Here is a 20,611-nt window from a genome sequence, read left to right on the forward strand (position 1 = left end):
CGGATGACCACCCACTCTCGCGTCCGGTGCTCCCCCGACGCAACTCGCGCAGGTCGGCGCCCGGGCTCAGGTGGCGAGCAGCGCGCGCACGGCCTCGAGCTCGGTGACGTCGTACCAGAGCAGGTCGGCGGTGCCGGTGCCACCGGGCTCCTCGTCGACGTGGAAGGACACGACCCGGCTGCGCGCCACCGGTGACCCGACCTCGACCCGCGACGGCACGTCGGCCCGCTCGGGCACCGCCACGACGGCGGCGTCGACGTCGGCCGAGGCGACGACCCGGCGCGCGCCCGCGGCCCGGCTGGTGGCCTCCTCCGTGGCGGCGACCCAGGCGTCGTGCTCGAGCTCCTCCTCGTCGGTGGTCAGGCCGGGCCGACCGAGCGCCGGTGTGACGCCGTGCGCCGCGAGGGGGCGGGGCCGAGCTCTCGCCCGGTCGCCAGGGCCTCGAGGTCGTCGGCCGTCAGCGGGAGGTAGACGCGGGTCAGCGGCATCGGCTCGTCCTTCGGTGGTTCCGTCGGTGGATCACGGGCGACGGCCGCGTGGGCGCGGGGCGTCGAGGAGCTCTTGCAGCGCGTCGACGACACCGCGGCCGAGGACGTCGGCGTCGGGCATGGCGTCGCGGTCGGCGTAGAGGCCGTAGTAGACGCCGCCGTCGTAGGAGGTGAGGCCGATGGACAGCGCCTGGCCGGCGCCGAGCGGGGTCACCGGGTAGGTCGAGACCATCTGGGCGCCGTCGGCGAACAGCGGTGTCTGGGGCCCGGGTACGTTGGTGATGACGACGTTGTGCAGCCGGCGCGAGACCATCCCGCCGAGCCTCGCCCCGAGGGCGTGCAGGGTCGGCGGGGCGAACCCCCGACGCCGGCCAGCGCCTCGGCGGACACCGCGCGACGGCCGCCGCCCTCGGTCTGCTGGCGCATCGAGAAGGCGATCTGGTGCAGGCGCATCGACGGCTTCGGTTCTCCGACAGGCAGGTCCACGAAGCACGCGGTGACCTCGGCGCCGGGCGGCGCGTCCTCGCCGACGTCGGCCGAGCGGACCGACACCGGCACGAGGGCCCGCACGGTGGTGCCGGGGTACACCGGCTCGCCGCGCATGAGCAGCCACGAGCGGAAGGCCCCGGCGATGGTGGCCAGCACGACGTCGTTGATCGTCACCTCGTCGGCGAACGAACCCTGCCCGAGGCGCGAGCGCACGGCGCGGTAGTCGTCGAGGTCGGTGCCGACCATCACGTAGCGGCGGGCCCGGCCGACCGAGGCGTTGAGCGGGCTCTCGGGGGCCGGCCGCGCCGACATCCGGGCCAGCGTGGAGATCACGTCACCGGCGACCGAGGCGACCTTCGAGGCGGTGCGGGCGACGTCGTCGACCCCGGAGCGCACGGTGTCGACGAGCTGGCTCGGGGTGCGCACGACGTCGGCGAGCGCCCCGACGAGCAGCTCGGCCGACGTGGGCTCGGGCTTGGGGCGCCACGTGGCGAGCACGCCGTCGGCGCCGCCGGGGTTGCCGTCGACGAGCACCCCACCGATGTCGACGCCGTGCACGCCGTCGACGAGGCTGTGGTGGCTCTTGGTGATGATCGCGAAGCGGTCCTCGGCCAGGCCCTCGACGAGGTAGAGCTCCCAGAGCGGTCGCGATCGGTCGAGGGGACGCGGCTGGATGCGGGCGACGAGCTCCTCGAGCTGCTCGTCGGACCCCGGGCGCGGGAGGGCGCTGCGCCGCACGTGGTAGCCGATGTCGAAGGACTGGTCGTCGACCCACACGGGGTTGCCGAGGCCGCCGGGGACTGTCTTGATCCGCTGCCGGTAGCGCGGGACGTGGGCGATGCGCTCGCTGATGAGGTCGACGAGCCGGGTGTAGTCGAAGCCACCGGAGGGGACGTCGAAGACCATGACCGAGCCGACGTGCATCGGCGTCGTCGCGTCCTCGAGGCGGAGGAAGGACGAGTCGAGGGCGCTCAGCCGGTCGGTCACGGGTCCATCGTGTCAGACCCGCACCCGCCTCCGACGGCCCTGCCGGTCGGCGCCCGAGGTGTCGGGGCAGCGCTCGTCGAGCACGGAGGCGACGGCGCCCAGGGCGGCGACGAGCGGCGAGCGCGGACGGACCTCGGTGAGGGCCCGACCGGTGAGCACGGCCTCGTCGCAGTCGTCCGGCGCCCAGGGCAGCATCCGGACCTCCTCGAGCCCGGCGAACCGGCCGAGGACCTCGCGGATGGTCCGCTCGGGGCGGGGGCCGGCCGCCGAGGCGCGGACCTTGTTGACGAGCACGAGCGGACGCGGGCAGGGCAGCACGGCGACGTCCTGCACCCCGCGGACCAGCCGCTGGAGGCCGACCGGGTCGGCGGCCCCGACGACGACGAGCCGGTCGGCGGCCTCGAGCGCGGTGAGGGTGGCGGCGTTGCGCCGGGGGGCGACGGTGTCGTAGCTCAGCTCCTCGTCGTCCTCGAGGGCGAATCCGGTGTCGACGACGACGTGGTCGACGACGCCGCGGGCCAGCCGGAGCACGTCCTCGACGGCGGCGGCACGCAGCTCGGGCCAGCGGTCGGCCCGCGGGAGCCCGGTGAGGACGCGCAGGCCGGGCAGCGCCTCGGGGGCGAGCCGGGCCAGGCCGGGGACGTCGAGGGTGCCCTGCTCGGAGGCCCGGGCGGCCGCGGCGACGCCCGGCGCCTCGTCGACCATGCCGAGCAGCTGGGCCACCGAGGCGCCCCAGGTGTCGAGGTCGACGAGCAGGGTGCGGATGCCGGAGCCGGCCAGCCGGGCGGCGAGCGTGACGGCCACCGTCGAGCGGCCGGGGGCGCCGGTGGGTCCCCAGACGACGGTGACCGGGGTCGGGACGCGGGGGTCGGGGTGCGGGAGGGGTCGTCGGGCAGGTCGTCGAGCGCGGCGGCCGGCCCGCCCGTCCCGCTCGGGCGCGAGGTCGTGGCGTCGGCGAGCGCGGACAGGGCCGCGGCGACGACGTCGGAGGGGTCGCCGGGGTGGAGCACCGTCGCGACGCCCAGCTGGCGCAGGCGGCGCTCACCGTCCTCGTCGTCCCCGGACGCCAGGCCCGCGACCCGCACCCCGTGCCCGGCGAGGTGGCGCAGGGCGTCGCGGTCGAGGCCGCGCAGGTCCGGGGACACGACGGCCACCCGGGCGACGCCGGCCGCGCCGGTGGACAGCAGCTCGGCGAGGTCGGCGCAGCGGCGGACCAGCTCGATACCGGGCGCGGCGCCGAGCACCTCGACGAAGCCCGCCTCGTGCCGGTGTGTGAGCGCCGTGAGGACGGTCGTCACGAGCCGCCCCCCGGCACCGGGACGAGGGTGATGCGGGCGCCGACGTCGACGTCGGCGACGAGGCCCCGCACGTCGTCGCGCGGCACCATGACGCGCACCGCCCGGGTCTGCTCGGCGCCCGCGAGTACGGAGTCCTCCTCGGCGACCGCGACGACGGCGACCCGCTCGAGCACCCGCTCGGGACCGGCGAGCTTGACCACCCCGACCGTGGAGCCCTCGACGGGCCGGTTGACGTAGACGTCGACGAGCGTGCCGCGGCGCAGCGAGGCGGCCGACGTGGCGTCGACCTGGAGGGCGACCTGCTGGACCCCCACGGCGGCCGCGGTGCCGACGCTCGAGCGCGGCACGAGCTCGCCGGGGCGCAGGTCGCGCAGGGCGTAGGAGTCGGCGGGCAGCGGGCCGTCGGCGGACAGGTAGGCGGCCGTGCCGTCACCGAGCTGCACCCGCACCACGGTGAGGTCGTCGGCGGTGAGCGGCTGCCCCGGCGCGACGGCCCCGGCCGCGGCGTACACCGGCACGCGGCGGTCGGCGCGGGCCACGACCAGGGCACCGAGCACCGTCGAGACGACGACGAGCAGCACGCCGACGAGCAGGCGCGAGTCGCGCCACGACGGGGCCCGCAGCCGGGAGGCGGTGGGGGTCGGGAGGTCGCTCATGGCCGCGATCCTGCCCGACCGCGACGGCCCGTGCCCGCCGAACCCGTGAGCCTGTGGACGACGCCTGCCGGGGCCGGTGCGGTCGGTGGCACACTGTCCGCGTGCCGCGACGCTTCATCCCGCTGACCGAGGTCTCCGAGATCCTCGACGTCTCCGCCGCGCAGGCCTACGCGCTCGTGCGCAGCGGCGACCTGCCGGCCATCAAGGTCGGCGGGCGGGGCCAGTGGCGCGTCGAGACCAGTGAGCTCGAGAGCTACATCCAGCGGATGTACGCCGAGACCCGCGAGCTCGTGACGACACGCACCGAGGGCGACACCGACGCGCCCGAGCCGACCGACGGCTGACGCCTGCCCCGTGGGGGCGCGGCCCGGTCCGTCGCGGGCCACCGCTCAGCGGCCGGACCCCACGGTGCGCACGGCCGCGAACGGGACGGTGAGCAGCCGGCGGACGTTCTCGCGCCGGCGCGGCTCGCCCTCGGGGTGCTCGGCGAGCACGAGGTGGTCGGCACCGACGACGTCGATGGTGCCGACGAGCGGCGCCCCGAGGACACCTCGAGCGTCACGGTGGCGCGGTCGCGGGCCAGGGCGCGCAGCGCGTGACCGAGGCCGAAGCGGCGGGCGGTGCGGGCCGGGTCGGCGTGCGGCGGCAGCCCCTCGACGGTGACGAGGGCGCCCCGGGGGACGAGCAGCTCGCGCGGCGGGTCGGCGACGAGCAGCCAGCCGTCGCCGACGTCGGCCAGGACGCCGGAGACCACCCGGCCGCCCTCGACGAGCAGCGACACCGGTGAGCCCACGGTCGCGGCCAGCCGGCCGGTGAGGTCGACCAGCGCCCGCTCGCGACGGGTCCGCTCGGCGACCTCGCTGTCGAGCTCGCGACGCTCCTCGGCCGCGAGCTGCCCCTCGAGGTCCGCGAACAGCCCCTCCCACCTCATGGGAGCACAGGCTACGCACCACCCCTTGCCGGTGTCGGACCGACCGTCTATCGTCCAGATCATGCAAACGATGGCAAACAGCACCAAACGCGCTCCAATGCATCTCCTCGGTGGCTTCCTCACCGTCCTGGTGCTCGCGGTGTGCGCCACGGTGCTCGCCCGGGTGGCGGCCACGACGCTCGACGCCTCCCTGCGCGGGGCCCCGGTGGAGTCCCCGAGGCGCTGCTCGCCCTGCTCGCCGCCCTCGGCCTGCTCGGGCTGGCCTGGCTCGCCCTCGGGGTGGTCCTCGAGGGGCTGGCCCGGGTGCCCGGCACGGTCGGTGCGGCGGCCGCGCGGGCCTCGGCCGCCCTGTCCCCCGTCGTCGTGCGCCGGGTGGCCGCCGTCGTCCTCGGGGTGGGGGTCGGGGCGAGCGGGCTCGGGGCCGGGACGGCGGTCGCCGGGCCGGCCCGGGTCGTCGGCACCGCCGTGGCCGGGGCGGTGGCCTTCGAGGCGGCGCCCGCGACGGGTGCGTCCGGCGGCCCGGCCGGGTCGGCCGACGCCCCGCTCCCCGACCCGGGCTGGAGCCCGGCGCCCGACCCCGGCTGGACCCCCAGCGCCCCCACCGTCCGCCGCCAGCCCGACGTCTCCGTCGTCAGCGGCCGCGGCGCTGCGCCGGCCGTCGACGACGAGGTCGTCGTCCACCGCGGCGACTCGTTGTGGTCCATCGCGGCCCGTCACCTGGGGCCGGGGGCCACCGACGCCGAGGTCGCCCGGGCCTGGCCGCACTGGTACGCCGAGAACCACGACGTCGTCGGCCCCGACCCCGACCGCCTGCTCCCCGGTCAGGTGCTGCGGGTGCCCACGGTGGTCGGCTCGTGAGCGGCGCCCCGCTGCACGTGGCTCCGGCGGTGCGCGCCCTGCCGCCCGCGCTGCCCCTCCACGAGGCGGTGCGTCGCGCGCGGGCGGCCGACCCCGGCGCCCGACGGGTGCCCGGCTACGTCCAGGACGCCCTCGCCGTCGACTTCTCCTGCGCCTCCGACGAGCAGGTCTTCGGGCCGCAGCGCACCCCCCGCACCGACCTGCCCGACCCCGCCGAGTGGGCGGCCCGGATGGCCCAGGCCCTCCTCGAGGTGATGACCGGCGCCCGGCCGGCGCCGCAGGTGGTGCGCTGGACCACCCCCGAGGTCTACGCGGTCGTCGCCCGGCGGGGTGCCCTCGTGGCGCGGCGGGCGGCCCAGGGGCGCTCGGCCCGGCGGCACCGGCTCAGCGTCCGCCGGGTCCGGGTCTGCGAACCGGTCGACGGGGTCGCCGAGGCCGCCGTCGTCGTCCAGGACGGGCCGCGGGTGCGCGCCGTCGCGCTGCGACTCGTCGGTCAGGACGGCAAGTGGCGGGTCGCTGCCCTCCAGGTGGGCTGAGCCTGCGTCAGCGGCGGCCGTGGCACATCTTGAACTTCTTGCCGGACCCGCACGGGCACGGCGCGTTCTTGGGGGTGCTCGACAGCTGCTCGTCGGTGAGCACCGACCCGGGGCCCTGCTCGTCGCGCACCTCGACCTCGCCGGTCTCGGTCGGCCCGGCGTAGTGCAGCGCGCCCGTGCGCGGTCGCCCGACACCGACCCCGGACACCTCGACGTGCTTGTGCCCGTCGGCGTCCGCGCCGGCCTCGTGCTCGGTCTCGACGACGACGTCGCCCGCCGGCTCCTCGGCCGCCCGCGCGCCGCCGCTCAGCGCCCCGAGCATCTGCGAGACGTGCATCGGCTGGACGGCCGGGGCCTCCTCGGGCTCGTCGACCTTGACGTCGACGTGGAAGAGCAGCCCGACCGACTCCTCCTTGACCGACTCGTTCATCGCCTGCCAGAGCTGGAAGCCCTCGCGCTGGTACTCCACGAGCGGGTCGCGCTGGGCCATCGCGCGCAGGCCGATGCCCTCCTGGAGGTAGTCCATCTCGTAGAGGTGCTCGCGCCACTTGCGGTCCAGGACCGAGAGCATGACCCTCCGCTCGACCTCGCGCATGACCTCCTCGCCGAGGGCCTCCTCGCGCTCGTCGTAGGCGCGGTGGGCGTCGGAGAGGATCTCCTCCTTGAGCAGCTCGTTGGTCAGCGCGCTGCGACCACCCGCCGCCTCGTCGAGCTGCTCGGGCGTGATCGAGATCGGGTACAGCGCCCGCAGCGCGCCCCAGAGCCGCTCGAGGTTCCAGTCCTCGGCGAAGCCCTCGCCCGTCTCGGCGTCGATGTAGCCCTCGACGACGTCGTTGACGAAGAAGCGCAGCTGCTCGTGCAGGTCCTCGCCCTCGAGCACCCGGCGCCGCTCGTCGTAGATGACGGTGCGCTGGCGGTTGAGGACGTCGTCGTACTTGAGGACGTTCTTGCGGATCTCGAAGTTCTGCGCCTCGACCTGCGCCTGCGCCGAGGCGATCGAGCGCGACACGAGCTTGGACTCGATCGGCTGGTCGTCCTCGAGCTTGGCGGTGGTCATCACCCGGTCGACGAGGCCGGCGTTGAACAGCCGCATCAGGTGGTCCTCGAGCGAGAGGTAGAACCGCGACTCGCCCGGGTCGCCCTGACGGCCGGAGCGGCCGCGCAGCTGGTTATCGATGCGGCGCGACTCGTGCCGCTCGGTGCCGAGGACGTAGAGGCCGCCGAGCTCGGTGACCTCCGCGTGCTCGGCCGCGACCTGCGCCTCGGCCTGCGCGAGCGCCTCGTCCCAGGCCGCCTCGTACTCCTCCGGCGTGTCGTGGGGGTCCAGCCCGCGGTCCCTGAGGGCCGCGACGGCCCGGAACTCCGGGTTGCCACCGAGCATGATGTCGGTGCCTCGACCGGCCATGTTCGTCGCGACGGTGACCGCGGCCTTGCGCCCCGCGTCGGCGACGATGCTCGCCTCGCGCTCGTGGTGCTTGGCGTTGAGGACCTCGTGGCGGATGCCGCGCCGGCGCAGCTGCTCGGAGAGGTACTCGGACTTCTCGACCGAGACCGTGCCGACGAGCACCGGCTGGCCGGCCTCGTGCTTCTCGGCGATGTCGTCGACGACGGCCTTGTACTTGCTCTCCTCGGTGCGGTAGACGAGGTCGGCCTGGTCGGCGCGGATCATCGGCCGGTTCGTCGGGATCGGCACGACGCCGAGCTTGTAGATCGAGTTGAGCTCGGAGGCCTCGGTCATGGCCGTACCGGTCATGCCCGAGAGCTTGTCGTACATGCGGAAGTAGTTCTGGAGGGTGATCGTCGCGAGGGTCTGGTTCTCGTTCTTGATCTCCACCCCCTCCTTGGCCTCGATGGCCTGGTGCATGCCCTCGTTGTAGCGCCGTCCCGGCAGCATGCGGCCGGTGTGCTCGTCGACGATGAGGACCTCGCCGTCGATGACGACGTAGTCCTTGTCGCGGGTGAACAGCTCCTTGGCCTTGACCGCGTTCTGCAGGTAGCCGATGAGCGGGGTGTTCGCCGACTCGTAGAGGTTGTCGATGCCGAGGTGGTCCTCGACCTTGTCGATGCCGCGCTCGAGCACGCCGACGGTCTTCTTCTTCTCGTCGACCTCGTAGTCGCCGCGACCGGACTCCAGCTCGCCGCGCTCGAGACGCTGGGCGATGCGGGCGAACTCGACGTACCACTTGGTCGGCGCGTCGGCCGGCCCCGAGATGATGAGCGGCGTGCGTGCCTCGTCGATGAGGATCGAGTCGACCTCGTCGACGATGCAGAAGTTGTGGCCGCGCTGCACGAGCTCGTCGGTCGACCACGCCATGTTGTCGCGCAGGTAGTCGAAGCCGAACTCGTTGTTCGTGCCGTAGGTGATGTCCTTCGCGTACTCGACGCGCCGCTGCTCGGGCGTCATCGAGGCGAGGATGCAGCCGGTCTCGAGGCCGAGGAAGCGGTGGACGCGGCCCATCAGCTCGGACTGGTACTCGGCGAGGTAGTCGTTGACGGTGATGACGTGCACGCCCTTGCCCTCGAGCGCGTTGAGGTAGCTCGGGAGGGTGGCGACGAGGGTCTTGCCCTCACCGGTGCGCATCTCGGCGACGTTGCCGAGGTGGAGCGCGGCGCCGCCCATGATCTGCACGTCGAAGTGCCGCTTGCCGATGGTGCGCCGGCTGGCCTCACGCACGGCCGCGAAGGCCTCGGGAAGGATGTCGTCGAGGGTCTCGCCGTCGGCGAGCCGGGCCCGGAACTTGTCGGTCTCCTCGCGCAGCTCGGCGTCGCTGAGCTTCTCGAAGTCCTCCTCGATGGACCCGACCTGCGCCGCGATGCTGTCGAGCTTCTTGAGGATGCGCCCCTCACCGGCACGCAGCAGCTTCTCGACGATCTTCACGAGTGGGACTCCCTTGAGGCAGAAAACGGTGCGAGGCAGGACGCGACGCGGGGCAGAGCAGAGCGGCGGTGTGGCGCCGCCGGACCCACCTAGGGTAGTCGAGCCCCCCGGGCCCGGGCCGCGCGGTGGGGCGTGCCGAAGGTCCAACGGGTCGAAGGCCGTGGCGAGTTCCCCCCGGTGCGCCCGCGGTGGTTGGCTGTCGTCATGACCGAGGCGACCTTCCCCGCGGGCGTGCCGGTGCTCACCGACGGCCACGTCCGGCTGCGCGCGCACCGCCCGGACGACCTCGAGCGCATCGTCGAGCAGAGCGCCGACCCCGAGTCGATGCGCTGGACGCTCGTGCCCCGGCCCTACGGCGAGGAGCAGGGCCGCGAGTTCCTCGCCCTCATCGAGGCGGCCTGGAACGAGCCCGACGGCCACCGGTACTGGGCGATCACCGACGCCGAGGACCCCGACGGCCGCTACGCCGGCACCATCGACCTGCGACCGTCCGCGGCCGCCGGCGTCGCGGAGGTCGGGTTCGGCCTGCACCCCGACGCCCGGGGCCGGGGGCTGATGGCCGGGGCGCTGCGGCTCCTCGCCCAGCACTGGTTCGAGCAGGGCGGCTCCCGGCTGCACTGGCGGGCGGTGCGCGGCAACTTCGCCTCGTGGCGCGTCGCGTGGGCGTGCGGCTTCACCCACCACGGCACCCTCCCCGGCTCGCACCCCGACCCGCAGGGCGGCCCGGCCGTCGACACGTGGATGGCCAGCCTCGGCGCCGACGACGTCCTGGAGGCCCGCACCCCCTGGCCCGAACCGCTCGTCCTGCGCACCGAGGAGGCCGGCGGTCTCGTGCTGCGCCCCTGGCTCGACGAGGACGTCGACGCCCTCGAGCCCCGCGACCAGCCGGCGCACCACATGCCGGCCCGCGGCATCCTCGAGCCCGACACCTTTCCCGAGTGGCTGCTCACCCGCCGCGAGAAGATGGCCCTCGGCACGACGCTCAGCTGGTGCGTCGCCGACGCCGCCACCGGGCGGGCGCTCGGCGAGGCGCTGGTCTTCGTCACCGAGGGCACCCTCGACGACGACACCGCCGAGCTCGGCTACCAGGTGCTCCCGAGCGGCCGGCGGCGCGGCGTCGCGACGGCGGCCGCCCGCCTCGTCGCCGGGCACGCGCTGGCCCCCCGGGCCGACGGCGGGCTCGGGCTGCGGCGCCTCGTGGCCCAGACCGCCGAGGACAACGCCGGCAGCAACAAGGTGCTCGACTCCCTCGGCTTCGACATCTGGGGGCGCGAGACCGAGGCCGACGTGCTGCCCGGTGGACGCCCCGTCGCGTCGCTGCACTGGGAGCTGCTCAGTCGCTGACGCCGCCCGGCAGGTCGAGCCAGCCGGCCATGAGTCCCAGCTCCTCGTCGAGCTCGCGGGCGTCCTCCACCCCGCCGCGCCCCGGCTCCCACGTGCACCGGCGCCCGCGCAGCACGCCGGCCGCGCGGTCGCTCTTGAGGTCGACCCGGGCCACGAGCTCGTCGCCGAGCAGGAACGGCAGCACGTAGTAGCCGTGCACGCGCAGCTCCTCGGGCACGTAGATCTCGAGCCGGAAGTCGAACCCGAAGATCGCCCGGGTGCGGTCGCGCTGCCAGACGAGCGAGTCGAAGGGTGAGAGCAGCGCGCGGGCCCGCACCCGGCGCGGCCGGCGGGCGTCGCGGTGCAGGTAGACCGGGCGGTGCCAGCCCTCGATGCTCGCCGGCAGCAGCGTGCCGTCGGCGACGAGCGATGCCACGGCCGGGCGCGCCTGCTCGGGCCTGAGCCGGAAGTAGTCGCGCAGGCACTGCTCGCTGCCGACACCGTGCGCACGGGCCGAGATCTCGATGAGCCGGCGGAAGGCCTCCTCGTCGCCCGGCCGGGCGGCGGGGTCGAGCGCCTCGGCGCGCAGGGCCGGCGGCAGCACGCGCGCGGGGTGGGCGTAGCGCCGCTCGAACTGGGTCGTGCGGCCGGCGCTCGAGAGCTCGCCCGACCAGAACAGGTGCTCGAGGGCGTTCTTCACGAGCGACCAGTTCCAGCCCCAGTGCTCGCGCTCGCGCGGCAGGTCGTGGGCCAGGGCGGCCTCGACCTCCCGGCTGGTCATCGGGCCGCCGGCGCCCACCTCGGCGAGCACCATCGCGACGAGGTCGGGGTGGTCGCGGGCCACCCGTTGCATCCCGCCCCAGGCGTCGGAGCGGGCCCGGCGCATCCGGAAGTCCAGCAGCGGCCAGGTCGTGGGCGGGACGAGGGAGGCCTCGTGCGCCCAGTACTCGACGACCCGGCGGGGTGCGCGGTCGCGGGCGCGGTCGAGCAGGGCGCGGTCGTACGGCCCGAGCCGGGAGAAGAACGGCAGGTACTGGCTGCGGACGACGACGTTGACGCTGTCGATCTGGACGATGCCGACGGCGTCGAGCACCCGCTGGAGGTCACGCGTGCCCGGTACGGGCGGCCGCGGCCGCGCGAAGCCCTGGGCGGCCAGGGCGATGCGCCGGGCCGCGGGGCGGGTCAGCCGGACCGGTGCCGGCTCAGCCATCCGGCGGCACGAGCCGCTGCTGGTGGGCGTAGACCGCCGCCTCGACCCGCGAGTGCAGGTGCAGCTTCTCGAGGATGCTCCGGACGTGGTTCTTCACGGTGTTCTCAGCGATGCCGAGGCTCTCGGCGATCTCGCGGTTGACCATGCCGCGGGCCACGAGCCGCAGCACCTCGACCTCGCGGTCGGTGAGGTGGGACTCGGTGGGGGCGCCGGGCGCGACGTCCTGGCTGAGCCGGGAGAACTCCTGGAGCAGGGTGGCGGCCATGCCCGGCGGGATGATCGCCTGCCCGTCGTGCACCCGCCGGATGGCGTCGGCGACCTCCTCGCCCGGCAGGTCCTTGAGGAGGTAGCCGCTGGCGCCGGCCTTGATGGCCTGGAACAGGTCGCTCTCGTCGTCGCTCATCGTCAGCATGAGGATGCGCGCGCCCGGGTCGGCGGCGTGCAGGAGGCCGGCCGCCTCGATGCCGCCGACGACGGGCATGCGCACGTCCATGAGGACGACGTCGGGACGCAGCCGGGCGCAGACCTCGACGGCCTCGGCGCCGTTGCTCGCCTGGCCCACGACCTTGGCCGCGCCGTCGAGCTCGACGACGACGGCCATCCCCTGGCGGTAGAGCGCGTGGTCGTCGGCGATGACGACGCGGATGACCCCGGGCGGGGCGTCTCCGTCGTGATCGCCGCTCACGGTCTCCTCCACGGGGTCATCGTGTCAGGTCGGGGGCCGCGAACCCAGCGCCCACGCCCGGCATGGTGCGTCAGGACGCCGCGACCCGGACCTCGTCCTCGCCGGCGTCGGCGAGCGACCCGTCGAGGTCGAGGTGGAGCACGCCGTAGGACCAGCCACGGCGGCGGTAGACGACGCTCGCGCGGTCGGTCTCGACGTCGTGGAAGAGGTAGAAGTCGTGCCCGACGGCCTCCATCTCGCGCAGCGCGTCGGCGAGGGTCATCGGCTCGGAGCGGTGCACCTTCTCGCGGACCTCGATGGGCGAGTCGCCGAACGGCCGGCCGTCGGCCCCACCGTCGTCGTCCTCGACCTCGTCGGGCGCCTCGATGCGCGCGGTCGCGGCGGCGACGGACTCGGGGGTCCGGCGCCCGCGGTGGACCTGGTGCCGGTCACCCTGGCGCCTCAGCCGTTCCATGAGCTTGTCGACAACGACATCGAGGGCGGCGTACTTGTCATCCGCGCACGCCTCGGCCCGGACGACGGGCCCCTTGGCGTAGCAGGTGACCTCGACCCGGTCGCAGGCCTTGGCCTGGCGGCGGTTGGGTTCGTGACTGACCTTGACCTCGACGCGTCGGGTCCGGGGGGCGAGCTGGGTGATCTTCGCCAGCTTCTCCTCGATGTGGTCCCGGAAACGGTCGGAGACGGTCAGGTGCCGTCCGGTGACGACGATGTCCACGTGGTCCTCCTCGTGCTCGGTGGTGTTCGGGCTCAGCACTGGTCCGGCGTGGGAAGCACCACCTCCCGAGGAATCGGGTCCATGCACAGACGCTAGCCCCCGGACCCACCGCCCACAACAGCAACGGACGGACGTGGACGGGTCGTGTCGGTCACGCCCGGGTCCCGCCGCCGGACGCGCCCGTCGTGCCCCGCGGGGTCGCCGCCACCGTGGCCGCGGCGACGTACGACGCCCCGGCGGCGCGCAGTGCCCGAGCCGCCTCGGCCAGCGTGGCCCCGGTGGTGACGACGTCGTCGACGACCACGCACACCGACCCCTCGACGGCGGGCCGGGCGGCCTCAGGCACCCGCAGCGCGCCGGCGAGGTTCGCCGCCCGTCCGGCCCGCCCGAGCCGGGACTGGTCGGCCACCCGGCGGGCGTGCCGCAGGCCCGCCGACCGGACGACGCCGGGGTCGTCGAGCCGGGCGACCGCCGCGGCGGCCAGGCGGCCGACCGGGTCGTCGCCGCGGCGCCGGGCCGCCGAGCGGGTCTCGGGCACCGGGACGACGAGCACGAGGCGGCCGCAGCGCCGGGCCTGCCGCAGCACGGGGTCCTCGGTGAGGGCGCGGGTCAGTGCGACGACGAGGAGGTCGACGAGCTCGGGGTGCAGGTCGCGCCGGCCGCCGTCCTTGTGCGCCGAGACCGCCCGGCGCACCGGCCCCTCGAGCACGGTGGCGGTCCAGCAGGGCGGCGCGGAGGGCACCGGGCGGCCCTCCGGGGGCGGCCGACGGGCCAGCGCCCGGCACCCGGTGCACCACGGCGCGCCCGGAGCCCCGCACCCCGCGCACCGGGTGGGCAGGACCAGGCCGGCCGCGGCCCGCAGGCTGCCGCTCCATCGCTGCCCGGTCCCACCCACGACCCCGAGCCTGTCCCGGTGGCGACGGGTCCGCGAGGACCGCGCCCCGGCCTGTGGACGACGACCGCGTCGGGCCCGCCTGTGGACGACCGGGCGGACGCGACGGCGAAGAGGCGTCAGCCGGCTGCCGTGGCCAGGTCGTCGGCCGGGCCGCTGTCGACCCAGCGCACCCCCGAGCGCGACAGCAGCCGGCCCTTGTCGGTGAGCACGTAGAGGCCGCGCTCTCCCCCGTCGCGGCCACGGTGCGGGCGCCCGGGGCGGCGGTCAGCGTGGACACCGACCCGTCGACCGACAGCACGAGCGGGCGCGCGCCCGACCCGCGCGTCGCCGCGATCGTCGCGATCTGCTGCTCGTCGAGCCAGGCGAGCCCCCGGGCCGCCGTGAACGGGACGCCGAGGTGCAGCGGCGCGGCGAGCCGCTCGGGACGCTGGCCGCTGCCGCGGACGACGCCGGCGAGGTCGACGACCGGCGCGCTGCCGTCGGCCCGCACCGAGAGGACCGCGATCCGGTCACCGTCGGCCGCGACCCGGGCCTCGAGCACCCGCCGGCCGGCGAGCCAGTCGGCGCGCACCACCGAGGCCGTCGCCCCTGCGGTGGCGGGGTCGGCGCGGGTGTCGACGACGAACAGGCGTTGCGCCTGCTGGCCGACCGCGCCGACCCACAGGAAGCCGCGGCGGTCGTACGCCGGGGCGCCGACGTCGACCCCGAGCCCCGGGACCTCGTAGCGGGTGCTCCCCCGCCAGCGCGAGAGGCCGTCGCCGGACGGGGTCACGGCCGCGAGCTCCGCGCCGTCGGCCGAGAGCGCGAGGTGCGTGTCGTCGGCCGGGACCGCGGGGTAGCCGCCGGGCGGGGTCGCCGGCCGGTCCTGCTGCCGGGTGCCGGCCGTCGGGTCGAAGACGTCGACCCGGGTGCCGCGGCGCACCACCGGCTTGGTGGTCGTCGTCGACGGGGCGGCCGCCGGGAAGCCGACCCGGCTCAGCGAGTCGACGGGCCCGTCGACCCCGTCGAGGTCGACGGCCACCCCGTCGACGGCGAGCGAGACGGCGCTGACCGACGGGTCCTGGGTGAGGGTCGTGAGGAACTGCGCCCAGAGGTTCTGCCGGGCCACCTCACCCGGGGCCATCCGGCTCGCGACGAGGTTGACCGACGCGACGCCGTCGGTGTCGACCGACACGGCGTCACCGAGCAGCCGGGCGCCGTTGGGCACGGCGGTGGTGCCCGCACCGACGAGGTGCTCGGGCACGGCGTCGAGCTGGGCCCGGGCCAGCCGGGTGGCCAGCCGGTCGAGGGGGAACCAGCGCAGGTCGGGCAGCGTGGCCCTCCGGCTCGTCGAGATGTAGTGCACGGCGAACGGCTGGACGAGCCGCGGGACGTCGCTCTGGGCGATCCACCGCCCGAACCCGTCGGGCAGCTCGGCGATGCGCCACTCCCCGCCGACCGAGGTGAGCGAGACCGTCGCCGTCACGGTGGCCCCCGGTGCCGCCGCGCGCAGCCGTCCGCGGCTGTCGACCGTGCCCGCGGCCTTGGCGGTGACCCGCACGGTGGCGGGGTCCACGAGCGTGGTCGCCGGCGGCTCGTCGTCGGCGAGCAGGACGATCGTCTCGTCGGGGTCCCACCGCTCGCTGGCCTGCGCGGTGAGGAACTTGCGGGCGTTGTCGTACACCCCGCCGCTCGCCGCCCCCGCCTGGAGGAAGCCCCGGACGATGCCGTCCTGGCCGGCCCCGGGACGCGGCCCCGCCGGCAGGAAGCCGAGGTCGGGGGCCTTGCCGGACCCGACCTCGAGGCCGGGCTCGACCTCCCCCGTGCCGGTGAGGCCGCCGCACCCGGCGAGCAGCGCGGCGGCGACGGCGGCCGCGAGCACCCGCAGCCGGACGCTCACGAGTCGTCCGCGGGGCTGAGCGGCAGCGGCGAGGCGTGGAGGCTCTCACCCGCGTGGCGCGGCAGGGTCAGCCGGAAGCGCGAGCCCTCCCCCGGCTCGCCCCAGGCCTGCAGCCACCCGTTGTGCAGCCGGGCGTCCTCGAGCGAGATCGACAGCCCCAACCCGGTGCCACCGGTGGTGCGGGCCCGGGCGGGGTCGGCGCGCCAGAACCGGGTGAAGACGTTGGCCGCCTCGCCGGGGCGCAGGCCGACGCCGTGGTCCTCGACGACGACGCCGACGGCGTCCGCACCGACCGCGACGTGGACGTCGACCGGCCCGCCGTCGCCGTGCTCGACGGCGTTGACGACGAGGTTGCGCAGGATCCGCTCGACCCGGCGCTCGTCGATCTCGGCCTCGGCGGGCGTCTCGGGGGCGTGCACGGTGATGACGCTGCCCCGCCGGTCGGCGAGCGGGCGGGCCGCCGCGACGACCTTGGCGACGGTGCCGCGCAGGTCGACCGGCTCGAGGTCGAGGGCCGCGGCGCCGGCGTCGAACCGGCTGATCTCGAGGAGGTCGGCGAGCAGCGCCTCGAAGCGGTCGAGCTCGCCGGCGAGCAGCTCGGCGGAGCGGGCCACCGGCGGCTGGAAGTCGAGGCGCGAGTCGTGGATGACGTCGACGGCCATCCGGATCGTCGTCAGCGGGGTGCGCAGCTCGTGGGAGACGTCGGAGACGAAGCGCTGCTGCACCGCCGAGAGCCCCTCGAGCTGGCGGATCTGGCTCTGCAGGCTGTCGGCCATGTTGTTGAACGACGTCGCGAGCACGGCGAGGTCGTCCTCGCCGCGGGCGGGCATCCGCTCGTTGAGCCGGCCGGCCGAGAGCCGCTGGGCGACCTCGCCGGCGCGCCGCACCGGGGTGACGACCTGCCGCGTGACGACGTAGGCCACCGCTCCGACGAGGAGGGTGAGGATGACCCCGGCGATGAGGAAGGCGTTGCCGATGAGGTCCATCGTCGCGACCTCCTGCTCCATCGGGTAGATGAAGTAGAGGGCGTACGGTCCGGCGTCGTTCGACAGCTCGACGACGCTGCCGACGATGACCGACGGGACCTCGCGGGTGCCGATGCGCACCTCGGTGAGCTGCGACTGCTGGCGGCCGGGGCTGGCGGCGACCCGGTCGCGCAGCTCCTCGGAGACCGCGTCGATGCCGACCGAGCTGACGCTCGACAGGGTCCCGATCGCGATGTCGCTGTCGTTGGCGGCCGAGCGGGCCATGACGACGTAGCGGCTGGGGTCCGGCCCCGGTGCGCTGAGGAACTTCGTCATGATCTCGCCGGCGGCGCGGGTGAGCTCCTCGCTCGAGGTGGCCCGAGAGGCGTCCCACTGGTTCTGGGCCTGCGCGGTGAGCGAGAGCGCCTCGTACTGCGCGCTCTGGACCCGGCTGCGCTCGAGGCCCCCCGCGATCTGGGCGTGCAGCACGGAGCCGAGCACCGTGACGACGACGAGGCCGAGGAGCATCGTCGTCGCGACCACCCGCAGCCGCAGCGACTGGCGCCAGCGGCGGCGGACCCCGGCGAGGCCGGTGCGCGCGGCCGAGCCGAGCGTCGTGAGGGAGGAGCGCAGCCGGGCCGCACGCCCCGCGTGCGCCACCGGCCCCGCGCCGACCTCGGCGGACCCGGACATCGTCAGGCCTTGCCGGCCTTGTACCCCACGCCCCGCACGGTGACGACGATCTCGGGGTGCTCCGGGTCGTGCTCGATCTTGCTGCGGAGCCGCTGCACGTGGACGTTGACCAGCCGGGTGTCGCCGGCGTGCCGGTAGCCCCACACCTGCTCGAGGAGCACCTCGCGGGTGAAGACCTGCCACGGCTTGCGGGCGAGCGCGACGAGCAGGTCGAACTCGAGCGGGGTGAGGCTGAGCGGTGCGCCGTCGCGGACGACGGAGTGGCCGGCGACGTCGATGGCGAGGTCACCGATCGTGAGCCGCTCGGGCGCGGGGTCGTCGCCGCGGCGCAGGCGGGCCCGGACCCGGGCGATGAGCTCCTGGGGCTTGAAGGGCTTGACGACGTAGTCGTCGGCCCCGGACTCGAGGCCGACGACGACGTCGACGGTGTCGGTCTTGGCGGTGAGCATGACGATGGGGACCCCGGACTCGGACCGGATCTGGCGGCAGACCTCGAGGCCGTCGGTGCCCGGCAGCATCACGTCGAGCAGGACGAGGTCGGGACGGTAGCGCCGGAACGCCTCGAGCGCCGCGCCGCCGTCGGCGACGTGCTCGGTCTCGATCCCCTCACCCCGCAGCACGATGCCGAGCATCTCGGCCAGTGCCAGGTCGTCGTCGACGACGAGCACGCGACCCTTCACCCTGTCCCGTCCTTCCCCGAGCGCTGACAGCGGCCCCATCATCACACAAACGGCCCTCGTGACCCACGAAACGCAGGAGTCCGGGGCGTCCCGGCCGTACCCTGTGGGCGTGCTCCACACCCTCGGCCTCTCGCGCCTCGACGCGTCGGCCACCATCCGGCTGGCCTTCGTGGTCCTCAGCGTCTCCCTCGCCGTGGGCTCGCACAACCTGCTGGTCGCCCTGCCGTGGCTCGTGGCCGTCGTCGTCCTCGACCTCGTGGTCGGCGCGCTCGACCGGATGCCGATCTCCCGGCAGGGCCTGCTCGACACCGTCGTGCTCACCCTGCTCTGCCTCTGCGCGGGCGCTGCCGGGGCGGGCTACGCCCTCGTCGACGTCGCCGCGGCCCTGCTCATCCTCGTGCCGAGCTACCACGCGGGCACCCGCTTCGGCCGGATCGGCTACCTGCTCACCGGGGTCGTCGGGAGCCTGGTCTACCTCCTCACCAAGTCGAACACCGGGGCCGACGACGCCGGGCTCCAGGTGGGGCTCGTCGCCTGGCTCGCCGCCGCCCTCGTCCTCGGGGCGCTCGGGGCGTGGAACCAGCGGCTGGCCTCCGAGGAGGGCCACGAGCTGTCCGACCCGGCCGCGCGCGAGGCGATCCAGCTCATCCAGCGCCTGCACGACCTCTCCGAGGAGATGGCCACCGGCCTCGACGCCCCCGCCGGCGCGACCCTCGCCCTCGACCTGCTCGCCGCCGAGGTCCCCTCCGCGCGCAGCGCCGTGCTCGTGGCGTCCGACTCCGAGCACCTCGTACCCGTCGCGCTGCGCGGCTCGACCCGCGCGCCGTGGCACCTCGCCGAGGCGGTGTCGGACCTGCTGGCGCAGAACTCGGCCAGCTGGCGCCCCACCGAGGTCCCGTTCAGCGACGAGATGGGCCGACGCAGCGCCCTCGTCGTCCCCTTCGCCTACGGCACCGGCCCGACCACCGTCGTCGTCGTCGAGCGCGGCATCGACCACCCGTTCACCGAGGCCGAGCGCAGCGCCGTCTCCGACGTCACCCGGCGCCTGGCCCCGACCGTCCAGGCCGGCCTGCTGTTCGGCAACCTGCGGCAGTACGCCAGCCTCGAGGAGCGCAACCGCATCGCCCGCGACATCCACGACGGCATCGCCCAGGAGCTGGCCGCCCTCGGCTACGGGGTCGACGCGCTGCGGATGCAGGCCGGTCCGCCCGGTCAGGGCATGCGCGACCAGCTCGACGCCCTGCGCGAGCAGCTGAGCGAGGCGATGGCCGACCTGCGGCTGCACATCACCGACCTGCGCGTCGCCGAGCGGCCGGGCACCGGGCTCGGGGCCGTGCTCGGCGCCGCCGTGCAGAGCTTCGGCTCGATGACCGGCGTGCGCACGACGATCACCGTCAGCGAGGGACGGCGCCGCCTCGACCCCCGGGTCGAGATGTTCGTGCACCGCCTCGTCATGGACGTGCTGGCCGACGCGCAGGCGTCCGGGGCCCGCAACGCCTGGGTCAGCCTGGCCACCTCGGTGGTCGGTCCGGCCGTCGTCGACGTGTCGCACGACGGCGACCCGCGGCGGGCCCGGCGCTCCTACCGGAACACGACGCTGGACGAACTCGACGGGACACTCGTGGTGCGCAACGAGCCTAATGGGCGCACCACCGTTAACCTGACCGTCGAGGAGCCGTCCACCGCGGGTGCGCTCCGGGCCACCTAACGCCGAGGAGAAGAGCCGTGACGATCAGCGTGGTGCTCGTGGACGACCACGCGGTGGTCCGCGAGGCCGTTGCCGGGATGCTCGGCGCCCAGCCCGAGATCAGCGTGGTCGGCCAGGCCGGGTCGCTGGCCGAGGGCCGGGCCCTGTTCGACCGGCTGCTGCGCACCCCGCCCCCGGCAAGGTCGTGGCCGTCATCGACGTGACGATGCCCGACGGCAGCGGGCTGGCGCTCGTGCGGGCCGTGCGCGAGCGCTCCAAGGACATCGGGCTCGTCGTCCTGACGATGCTCAGCGACGACTCGACCCTCCTCGAGGCCCTCGACGCGGGGGCCTCGGCGCTCGTGCGCAAGAGCGCGCCCGCCGACCAGGTGCTCTCGGCGGTGCGCCGCGCGGCCGACTTCCCGCTCGAGTTCTCCGCCAGCGGCCTCGCCGAGGCGATGCGCCGCCAGCACGAGACGCCGCAGACGACGCTGACCAGCCGCGAGACCGAGGTGCTCAAGCTGCTCGTCGAGGGCGCGTCGGTGGCCCAGGTCGGCCGCCAGCTCTTCATGAGCCCGTCGACCGTCAAGACCCACATCGGCAAGATCTACGAGAAGCTCGGCGCCCACAACCGGGCGAGCGCGGTCATCGCCGCCGTCCGGCTCGGCCTCGTCGCCGACGTCGACCGCACCTAGGACGCGCCGCCGGCGGACGAACCGACGAAACCGGTGCCAGGGCACCGGTTTCGTCGGGTGGGAG

The 20,611-nt window shown here is 75.1% G+C and carries 22 protein-coding genes; 7 read left to right on the forward strand and 15 right to left on the reverse strand.

Features of this window, described 5'->3' with window-relative positions:
• Window positions 1-66: 66 nt before the first annotated feature.
• From G7075_RS22745 to G7075_RS10155, 6 genes are all read right to left on the reverse strand, one after another.
• Window positions 67-363 carry a hypothetical protein gene (locus G7075_RS22745; RefSeq protein WP_371814234.1) on the reverse strand — a complete coding sequence of 99 codons (297 nt, stop codon included), beginning with the start codon at window positions 361-363 and terminating at the stop codon, window positions 67-69.
• Entirely contained in the window at window positions 360-488 is a 129-nt protein-coding gene (locus G7075_RS21995; RefSeq protein ID WP_256378020.1) for a hypothetical protein, read from the reverse strand. The genes G7075_RS22745 and G7075_RS21995 overlap by 4 nt, the downstream gene beginning before the upstream one ends.
• A 31-nt stretch (window positions 489-519) precedes the next feature.
• Window positions 520-801: a WS/DGAT domain-containing protein gene (locus G7075_RS21150; RefSeq protein ID WP_240917532.1), complete on the reverse strand. Its 282-nt coding sequence runs from the start codon at window positions 799-801 to the stop codon at window positions 520-522.
• Window positions 699-1,964, reverse strand: a complete 1,266-nt coding sequence (locus G7075_RS10145) for a wax ester/triacylglycerol synthase family O-acyltransferase (protein WP_240917533.1) — start codon at window positions 1,962-1,964, stop codon at window positions 699-701. The genes G7075_RS21150 and G7075_RS10145 overlap by 103 nt, the downstream gene beginning before the upstream one ends.
• Before the next feature lie 12 nt (window positions 1,965-1,976).
• Window positions 1,977-2,768 (reverse strand): hypothetical protein, encoded by a 792-nt coding sequence (locus G7075_RS10150; protein WP_166121515.1) that lies wholly within the window; start codon window positions 2,766-2,768, stop codon window positions 1,977-1,979.
• 490 nt (window positions 2,769-3,258) lie between these two features.
• Entirely contained in the window at window positions 3,259-3,918 is a 660-nt protein-coding gene (locus tag G7075_RS10155; protein WP_166121517.1) for an SAF domain-containing protein, read from the reverse strand.
• A gap of 101 nt (window positions 3,919-4,019) precedes the next feature.
• On the opposite strand from G7075_RS10155, the gene G7075_RS10160 reads away from it, so the two are divergent.
• A complete protein-coding gene (locus tag G7075_RS10160) occupies window positions 4,020-4,262 on the forward strand; it encodes a helix-turn-helix domain-containing protein (RefSeq protein ID WP_166121519.1) in 243 nt (80 codons plus the stop codon).
• On the opposite strand, the gene G7075_RS10165 is transcribed toward G7075_RS10160, so the two are convergent.
• Window positions 4,172-4,849 (reverse strand): hypothetical protein, encoded by a 678-nt coding sequence (locus G7075_RS10165; RefSeq protein WP_205860470.1) that lies wholly within the window; start codon window positions 4,847-4,849, stop codon window positions 4,172-4,174. The two genes, G7075_RS10160 and G7075_RS10165, sit on opposite strands and share 91 nt — an antisense overlap.
• 141 nt (window positions 4,850-4,990) lie before the next feature.
• Between G7075_RS10165 and G7075_RS10170 the strand changes: the two genes are divergently transcribed.
• Together G7075_RS10170 and G7075_RS10175 are read left to right on the forward strand one after the other, a co-directional pair.
• Window positions 4,991-5,707 carry a LysM peptidoglycan-binding domain-containing protein gene (locus G7075_RS10170; RefSeq protein ID WP_166121521.1) on the forward strand — a complete coding sequence of 239 codons (717 nt, stop codon included), beginning with the start codon at window positions 4,991-4,993 and terminating at the stop codon, window positions 5,705-5,707.
• Window positions 5,704-6,243 (forward strand): Rv3235 family protein, encoded by a 540-nt coding sequence (locus G7075_RS10175; protein WP_166121523.1) that lies wholly within the window; start codon window positions 5,704-5,706, stop codon window positions 6,241-6,243. The genes G7075_RS10170 and G7075_RS10175 overlap by 4 nt, the downstream gene beginning before the upstream one ends.
• Window positions 6,244-6,250: 7 nt before the next feature.
• Here G7075_RS10175 and secA read toward each other — a convergent pair whose 3' ends face one another.
• Complete coding sequence (gene secA, locus G7075_RS10180; RefSeq protein WP_166121524.1) at window positions 6,251-9,121, reverse strand: preprotein translocase subunit SecA; 2,871 nt, start codon at window positions 9,119-9,121, stop codon at window positions 6,251-6,253.
• 204 nt (window positions 9,122-9,325) lie between these two features.
• Between secA and G7075_RS10185 the strand changes: the two genes are divergently transcribed.
• Window positions 9,326-10,465: a GNAT family N-acetyltransferase gene (locus G7075_RS10185; protein WP_166121526.1), complete on the forward strand. Its 1,140-nt coding sequence runs from the start codon at window positions 9,326-9,328 to the stop codon at window positions 10,463-10,465.
• Here the strand turns inward: G7075_RS10185 and G7075_RS10190 are convergent.
• The 7 genes from G7075_RS10190 to mtrA form a co-directional block, all read right to left on the reverse strand.
• Window positions 10,455-11,654 carry a winged helix-turn-helix domain-containing protein gene (locus tag G7075_RS10190; protein WP_166121528.1) on the reverse strand — a complete coding sequence of 400 codons (1,200 nt, stop codon included), beginning with the start codon at window positions 11,652-11,654 and terminating at the stop codon, window positions 10,455-10,457. The two genes, G7075_RS10185 and G7075_RS10190, sit on opposite strands and share 11 nt — an antisense overlap.
• Window positions 11,647-12,351: a response regulator transcription factor gene (locus tag G7075_RS10195; protein WP_240917534.1), complete on the reverse strand. Its 705-nt coding sequence runs from the start codon at window positions 12,349-12,351 to the stop codon at window positions 11,647-11,649. Before G7075_RS10195 ends, G7075_RS10190 begins: the two co-directional genes overlap by 8 nt.
• A gap of 58 nt (window positions 12,352-12,409) precedes the next feature.
• On the reverse strand, window positions 12,410-13,054 hold the full coding sequence (gene hpf, locus G7075_RS10200; protein ID WP_166121530.1) for a ribosome hibernation-promoting factor, HPF/YfiA family: 645 nt from the start codon (window positions 13,052-13,054) through the stop codon (window positions 12,410-12,412).
• Between the two features lie 151 nt (window positions 13,055-13,205).
• Window positions 13,206-13,400 (reverse strand): phosphoribosyltransferase family protein, encoded by a 195-nt coding sequence (locus G7075_RS10205; protein ID WP_166117778.1) that lies wholly within the window; start codon window positions 13,398-13,400, stop codon window positions 13,206-13,208.
• Window positions 13,393-15,828 (reverse strand): GerMN domain-containing protein, encoded by a 2,436-nt coding sequence (locus tag G7075_RS10210; RefSeq protein ID WP_166121532.1) that lies wholly within the window; start codon window positions 15,826-15,828, stop codon window positions 13,393-13,395. Before G7075_RS10210 ends, G7075_RS10205 begins: the two co-directional genes overlap by 8 nt.
• Window positions 15,825-17,486 carry an MtrAB system histidine kinase MtrB gene (gene mtrB, locus G7075_RS10215; RefSeq protein ID WP_166121534.1) on the reverse strand — a complete coding sequence of 554 codons (1,662 nt, stop codon included), beginning with the start codon at window positions 17,484-17,486 and terminating at the stop codon, window positions 15,825-15,827. Before mtrB ends, G7075_RS10210 begins: the two co-directional genes overlap by 4 nt.
• A gap of 2 nt (window positions 17,487-17,488) precedes the next feature.
• The gene (gene mtrA, locus G7075_RS10220; protein ID WP_166121536.1) at window positions 17,489-18,166 is read right to left on the reverse strand and encodes an MtrAB system response regulator MtrA; all 678 of its coding nucleotides are present in this window, start codon (window positions 18,164-18,166) and stop codon (window positions 17,489-17,491) included.
• Window positions 18,167-18,275: 109 nt separating this feature from the next.
• On the opposite strand from mtrA, the gene G7075_RS10225 reads away from it, so the two are divergent.
• From G7075_RS10225 to G7075_RS10235, 3 genes are read left to right on the forward strand one after another with little or no spacing between them, the layout of a single operon-like run.
• Window positions 18,276-19,874 carry a sensor histidine kinase gene (locus G7075_RS10225; RefSeq protein ID WP_166121538.1) on the forward strand — a complete coding sequence of 533 codons (1,599 nt, stop codon included), beginning with the start codon at window positions 18,276-18,278 and terminating at the stop codon, window positions 19,872-19,874.
• Between the two features lie 17 nt (window positions 19,875-19,891).
• The gene (locus tag G7075_RS10230) at window positions 19,892-20,077 is read left to right on the forward strand and encodes a response regulator transcription factor (protein WP_166121540.1); all 186 of its coding nucleotides are present in this window, start codon (window positions 19,892-19,894) and stop codon (window positions 20,075-20,077) included.
• Entirely contained in the window at window positions 20,059-20,547 is a 489-nt protein-coding gene (locus G7075_RS10235) for a response regulator transcription factor (protein ID WP_166121542.1), read from the forward strand. The genes G7075_RS10230 and G7075_RS10235 overlap by 19 nt, the downstream gene beginning before the upstream one ends.
• The last annotated feature ends 64 nt before the right edge of the window (window positions 20,548-20,611 follow it).

Origin of the sequence: Phycicoccus sp. HDW14 (assembly GCF_011383005.1) — a bacterium.
In the GTDB taxonomy this organism is placed as follows: Bacteria; Actinomycetota; Actinomycetes; order Actinomycetales; family Dermatophilaceae; genus Phycicoccus.